Origin of the sequence: Clostridium sp. (genome assembly GCF_032552055.1) — a bacterium.
Taxonomy (GTDB): domain Bacteria; phylum Bacillota; class Clostridia; order Clostridiales; family Clostridiaceae; genus Clostridium.
Genome location: NZ_JAWGSV010000169.1, coordinates 1 through 6,727, shown reverse-complemented (window position 1 = coordinate 6,727; position 6,727 = coordinate 1). Strand labels below are relative to the sequence as shown.

Genomic DNA, 6,727 nt, shown 5'->3' with positions numbered 1-6,727 from the left:
GTATAAACATAATCCATCTAATACTATATGGATACTTTGATCAAATAGTGAACTTAGTAATTGAATAGATTTTCTATCAGTTCCTGTATCACCTTTTACTGTTCCTGGAACTATAACTATATTATCTGCTAATTTAGCTAACTCTGATACATTATTACTTGTGAATACTAAAATTTCACAGCCTAGTTTCTTTGCCTTCTTTGTATCTGAAATTATATTAGTACTTTTTCCTGAACCTGAAACAGCAATAAATAAATCGCCTTCTTTCAATGCAGGAGTAATTGTTTCAGAAACTACATAAGTCTCATAACCTAAATGCATAAGTCTCATAGCAAATCCTTTAGCCATAAGCCCAGAACGCCCTTCACCGTCTACAAATATTCTTCTATCTTTCTTAATAGATACAGCAGCATCTTTAAATTCTAAAGCATTAACCTGATCTAAAACTTCCTTAATTTCATCTAATATTACATTAAAAACTTCCATTCTTTTCATCTCCCAGTAGTTCTTTTAATTCCTTAGCTTCTTTCTTTATATCTTTCGCTTTAGTTATAGCACCACCTACTATAGCTATATGAAAATTAGATTCTTTTATAAAATTTATACTATTTTTTCTAACTCCACCAGCTACAGCTAATCTATTAAAACCTTTTAGATTTTCTAGTGATGAATTTATAAGATTTTCTAAGCCTTGTCCATTATTATCACTTGGCATATGGACGCAAATAATCCCATCACTAAACTCTTTTAAAGCTTCCTGCTTTTCCCTCGGGACTTCAATTAAATCTATTAAATAATCTTTTTTATACTTATTAGCTACCTTCTTGCAAATTCTTATAGTTTCTACAGATGAACAACCAAGTACTGTTGCTATATCAGCTCCAGCATTATATATAGCTTCAAATTCATATTCTGCCTCATCTACTGTTTTTATATCTGCTAATATTGTTATGCTAGGAAACTTTTCTCTAATTCTACGAACTGATTCTAATCCAAAATCTTTAATTAATGATGTTCCTATTTCTATAATATCTGCATAATCCTTTACTTCCTCAATAATTTCTATTGCCTTCTCTATAGAAACCCTATCTATTGCTACTTGAAGTTTCAATACCTTTTCCCCCTTATCTTTAGTACACTTTTTCTTTTGAGAATAATATATCATAATAATTTTAGCAATTCTACTATATTATTACACCTTAACATTCTAATAAATATTACTTCATTCTATTTCCATAAGCCATATCCCAAAAATCCATTTCATATAGGCTAGATTTCATAAATATATCTCTTAAGTTTTCTGCCTCTTTTTCTGAAATATCTTTACATAAATCATTTATATGATTTTTCCAGACTTCACTACCTTCTTCAAATTCAACTGAAGAATATTCTTCTATCCAAGGCTTATAAAAGTTATTATCTAAGGTATCTTTATGCTTTTCATAAAGACTTCTACCTATAAATTGATAACTCCATGCGCAGGGTAATATAGTCATGGCTATTTCCTTTAAGTCACCTTTCAATCCAATTCCAAGCATATAGCTTGTATAACTTTCTGTTGTCATTTCTTTTCTATTATCAAATACCTTATCTTGATCTATTCCAAAGTACTTTAAGTAATTAGTATGAACTTCTGTTTCATCTTCTAATATCCCCTTAATAGAGCCATAGTATAAATTCATATCACTTAAGCTCTCTGCTTTTACAAGACCCATAGCAAAAACCTTGGCATATTCTTTTAAGTATAAGTAATCTTGAACTAGGTAATTTTTGAACTTTTCTTTATCTAAAGTTCCTTCTCCTATTTCCTTAACAAAGGGATGCTCTAAATACTTTCCCCAAAGCTCCCTTACATCCTCAAATAAAATATCAGTAAATTTCATAAACCCATCCTCCATAAATTTTATATTTCAACTTAAATTTTTCTGCAGAAAATAGAGACAGAAAATATTTAATTATAGTTGTAAAATAAAAAAGACTATACTCCAAATGAATATAGCCTAATCTTCAATAAAAATTTAATATCTTATAAAATCTTAAAATTATTAAAGCATTCCTCCGCTGGCATTATCCAGTTCAGGTACAAGGGTTAATAGATTATCTATTTCTCAGCCTTATGGCACCCCTAGCAATTTTCTATTTTATAATTATTATTATACACCTACTATATATTGTCAATATTTTCTATGAAAATAGCCTATATTTTTCAAAAACAGACTATTTCTCCTTATCTATTGAATTTGGTGTCCCGAATTTTCTAAACAAGATTTAATTTCAGCTTCAGTTGCTGGCTTATTATAGATTACTTCAATTGTACCTCTTGCCATATCTACACAAACTCCATCAACGCCTTCTATATTGTCTAAGGAATTTTTAACTTGTGTCTTCATATTTTCATTAGATATACCACTAATTTTATAATGTACTCTCTCCATATTATATCTCCTTTCATGGTTATTACAAATATAGTATGTACAATTATATATAAAAAAATTTATTATCGAAACTTTTTGCATATAATGGTATAATTGGTAATATGTAAAATTATTCACCTTATATAAGGGGGAAATTTTAAATGAAAGATAAACTACTTTTAAATCTTTCTGAATTAAGAAATATAAATTATATAGACAAACCTCAATGCCTTTACGGTGTATATCGTGGTTATACTATATCAATAAATAATGTTAATTCAATCTATATTATAGACTTACCTTTAAAAATTACTGATAATTCACAAATTGATAAATTAAATTTATTTCTTATTGATTTAAAGAATCAATTTAAAAAACTTAATTATGCTTCCTATAAAGATTTCACTATTAGACTTCAATACAGTCCGCAATATAGAAAATACATGAAGGCAGACATTTTAATATCCATATTAAATGAACTAATAGATTTTGCTACACTTAACAGCTTAAATACTTGCTGTGAATTTTGTGGTGAAAATAAAAGTTTATCTCCTTTTTTAGTAAACTACACTATCGTTCCTTCTTGCAAAGATTGCCAGCTTGAAATAAAAAACACTATATCTGAAAATGAAAATAATTTTAAAGCTAAAAAGAATAATATAGTTGGAGGAATAGTTGGAGGATTTTTAGGGGAACTCCTTGGCTCTATCCTTTGGATAGTACTTTATCAAATGAATTATATTACTTCTATTGCAGGTTTAGTTATCGCTATATGCTGTATAAAAGGATATCAACTATTTGGTGGAAAATTAAACATATCTGGTATTGTAATTACATCATTAATAACATTATTTATGGTTTATTTTGCAAATCATATGTCATTAGCTATAACTATTTATTCAGAATTTAAAAGTTATTATGATATAACATTATTTGATGCCTTAAAGTCGGTACCATCATTTTTATTAGAACCGGAAGTCAGATCTCCTTTTATAAAAGATCTACTTGTAGGATATTTTTTAACAATCCTCGGATCTGTGTACTATATTAAAAAAGCATATACTGATGCTAATTATAAAATTAAAGCTGAAGAAATAGAAATATAATGTTCTTAAAATAAAAAGGTTCTATGGTAAGTTATAAGATAAAGATGCTGTGTCACAATGAAAAATTAAGAATGAATAATTTTTCATTGTGACACAGCACCTTTTATTTATTATTTATTTTTCCATATACTTTTATCCTTATAATAATTTATGCCTTCATTCTCCATCCTTGGTCCTTGTCTTTCTAATCTAACCTTATACTCTGACCAATTTCTTGAACTCTTTGGAGTCCATCCTATTTCTGAATACCCTAATAATCTTGGGTATATCATAAACTCCATTTCATCTTCAGTAGCAATATTTTCAGTCCATAAAGGCGATTCTATTCCTAAAACTAAATTTCTAGGAGCATAATCAGTTGGATCCCAATTATATGCTGTTTCTACTGGAATATATCCTGCCCAGTCTAATCCATATGGAGTAGCACTATTATATTTCATATCTAAGTATGCTTTACTAGCTATAGATATTATCATATTCATATTTTTTTCTCTAGCTGCTTCGTTTGAATCCTTCCAATTTTGAAGTATAGTACTAGAGTTTATTTCTGGAGCTGTATCTATCGGATCCCATCCTATAGGTGTCTTCCCATATTTCTGAACTATTTTAGATACTCTTCCTACAAAATAATCATAATCTTCTTTTTTAGTACTATCAGCTTCATCTCCACCCATATGAAAATACTTTGATGGTGAAATTGCTGAAATTTCTTTTACTACATCTTCAATAAATTCATAGGTTTTTTCATTGTCTGTCATTAATGTACTAAAGCCAACATCAATCCCTGTATATAACGGTTTCTTTTTACCATCTGGATTTAAAAATCCATAGGAAGCTAAAGCTGCATTAGTATGTCCTGGCATATCTACTTCTGGTATTATCTCTATATACCTATCTGCTGCATATTGAACTATACTTTTAAATTGCTCTTGAGTATAATATCCACCTGGTCCGCCACCGACTTGAGTACTTCCTCCTATAAGAGTTAAATCAGGATATTTCTTAATTTCAATACGCCAACCTTGATCATCAGTAAGATGCAAATGTAATCTATTTATTTTATATTGAGCTGCATAGTCTATTTGCTGTTTTATAACATCTTCAGGGAAGAAATGTCTTGCTACATCTATCATAAATCCCCTATATGGATATTCAGGTTTATCATTTATAGTAGATGCAGGAATGCTCCACTCAACATTATTAACTATATTACTTTTTGCTATTTCAGCAGGTAATAGTTGTCTAATAGTTTGAATTCCCCTAAATAATCCTTCAGGTTTATATGCCTTTAATATTATTCCATCAACAGTGGTAGTTAACTCATATCCTTCATTTCCCATTTCTTCTTTTCCTTCAACTGTAGTTAAGTAAATGCTATTTCCACTAGGTACTTCATTTTTTACTATAGTAAATTCATACCCTGTTGAAGGGCTTAACTTTTCTTTTAAATACTCAGCAATTTTAGTAATTTCTGTAGTTTCTTCTTCTGTATTACCTTTTACATATATTTTTGTATCTTTATTTAATGTAAACTTACCTTCTGCCTCTTTATAATTTAATGGTTTTGGAATTATAGTATTGTTTACCTTTTCTGCAATAACAGCTAGGTCTTCATCTTCTTTTTTAATATTAGAAAAAACTAATGTTACAATGCTAATAACAAGGATGCATAAAGTAATAATTAAATATTTTTTATTTTTACTCTTCAATTTTAATCCTCCTTAAAATTTCTTTCAGCATTATTTTATGACCTAAAATTTATACTATACATTTATTGATATTATTCTTTATTCTTATGAACATATCCTTCAAATAACATAGCTTTTCCCTTAGGCAATTTCCTCTTATATAAAATGTCATAAAATCCGGAAATAATATAACTTATAGTCATAACTAAAATAATTGCCACCATTTCTTCACCTCCAAAATACTCAAGAGCTATTGCTATTGAAGTCATTGGCAAAGATGTAGCGCTACAAAATACTCCTATCATCCCTAAAGCCGTTACTGAGGGTAAAGGTAAATTAATATATTTAGCCACAAAGCTTCCTAATGTTGCACCTACAAAAAAAGTAGGATGTCCTCTTCCTCCTTGAAATACTGAACCTAAAGCCACCGCAGTAAATACTATCTTTAATATAGGATCCACTATACTTACATAATTATTAAAAGATTCATTTATAAAAGATTGACCTAATCCATTGTAGTTATCTCCAACTAGGAAAAATAAAATTATAGTAATTCCCCCGCCTAAAATAGCTTTTATATAAGGATTTTTAGTTACTCTATTATAAACTTTACTGCTGTTATCTAAAACAAAATTAAATATAAATCCACCTATTCCAAAGATAATTCCTAATATAATCAGCTTACCAATTACTATTAAATTTAAATCATCTAAAATTAAATTAGGGTATTGAATCGCCTTACTTCCAATCCTTATAGCAATTTCATTAGATACTACTGTAGTAAAAAATGCAGGAATTAAGGCTGAGTAATGAAACCTCCCCTTTAATATAAGCTCCATTCCAAGTATTGCTCCAGCAAAGGGTACATCATATATTACTCCAAAGGCACTTCCTACTCCGGAAATAACAAGAGTTCTTTGTTCATCATCCGATAGGTTAAACTTTCTAGCAATAAAATCTCCAAGAGTTCCTCCCATAGAAATAGCAGACCCTTCTTTACCTGCAGATCCTCCACAAAATGTAGTTAATAATGATCCTAAAAAAACTACAAATGTCATATAAAAAGGTATATCCTTAGCTGCTAATTGTACATCTGATTTAAGTAAGTTTTCTCCTGAATAGGCATTTCTTTTTGTTCGCAAATACATAAAGGTAATTATAACTCCTGCAATTGGCAAAAATAATATTAATAGTTCATGTTCTTTTCTAAAACTATTTGCAGCAGTTAATATCCTATTATATAAACCTACTACAATGCCAATTGGTATTGCTAATAAAATACTAAGTAATACCCATTTAAACACCTTTTTTATCAATATATAATATTCTTTATCTACTCTATTCTCTGTTTCCATATGATAAACTCCCCCTTTTTTATTTTCTTACTATTTATTATCCGAAGTTTATAAAAAACAATTCATTATAAAGGGGACTTTTATATCAGAATTTACATTCTTTTAACTATATAAAAAAATAATAGCTATACCAGAATATAAACTGATATAGCTACTATTTTAAT

General features: G+C 28.6%; 7 protein-coding genes and 1 riboswitch. Of the genes, 1 reads left to right on the top strand and 6 read right to left on the bottom strand.

Annotation, left to right across the window (positions count from 1 at the left end; genetic code table 11):
- The 4 genes from hxlB to E6248_RS11235 all read right to left on the bottom strand — a co-directional run.
- Window positions 1-486: 6-phospho-3-hexuloisomerase (hxlB, locus tag E6248_RS11250; protein ID WP_316340894.1), on the bottom strand; the 486-nt coding region annotated here is incomplete at its 3' end.
- The gene (hxlA, locus tag E6248_RS11245) at window positions 473-1,111 is read right to left on the bottom strand and encodes a 3-hexulose-6-phosphate synthase (RefSeq protein WP_316340893.1); all 639 of its coding nucleotides are present in this window, start codon (window positions 1,109-1,111) and stop codon (window positions 473-475) included. The genes hxlA and hxlB, both read right to left, overlap by 14 nt.
- Before the next feature lie 106 nt (window positions 1,112-1,217).
- Complete coding sequence (gene tenA, locus E6248_RS11240; RefSeq protein WP_316340892.1) at window positions 1,218-1,883, bottom strand: thiaminase II; 666 nt, start codon at window positions 1,881-1,883, stop codon at window positions 1,218-1,220.
- Between the two features lie 153 nt (window positions 1,884-2,036).
- Window positions 2,037-2,137: riboswitch (TPP riboswitch) on the bottom strand.
- 94 nt (window positions 2,138-2,231) lie between these two features.
- Window positions 2,232-2,435 carry a heavy metal transporter gene (locus E6248_RS11235; protein WP_316340891.1) on the bottom strand — a complete coding sequence of 68 codons (204 nt, stop codon included), beginning with the start codon at window positions 2,433-2,435 and terminating at the stop codon, window positions 2,232-2,234.
- A 140-nt stretch (window positions 2,436-2,575) separates the two neighbouring features.
- On the opposite strand from E6248_RS11235, the gene E6248_RS11230 reads away from it, so the two are divergent.
- Window positions 2,576-3,520: a DUF1097 domain-containing protein gene (locus E6248_RS11230; RefSeq protein ID WP_316340890.1), complete on the top strand. Its 945-nt coding sequence runs from the start codon at window positions 2,576-2,578 to the stop codon at window positions 3,518-3,520.
- Between the two features lie 110 nt (window positions 3,521-3,630).
- On the opposite strand, the gene E6248_RS11225 is transcribed toward E6248_RS11230, so the two are convergent.
- A complete protein-coding gene (locus E6248_RS11225) occupies window positions 3,631-5,172 on the bottom strand; it encodes a family 20 glycosylhydrolase (RefSeq protein WP_396335150.1) in 1,542 nt (513 codons plus the stop codon).
- 128 nt (window positions 5,173-5,300) lie between these two features.
- Window positions 5,301-6,563, bottom strand: coding sequence for a chloride channel protein (locus E6248_RS11220; RefSeq protein ID WP_316340888.1), 1,263 nt, complete (start codon window positions 6,561-6,563; stop codon window positions 5,301-5,303).
- Between the last annotated feature and the right edge of the window lie 164 nt (window positions 6,564-6,727).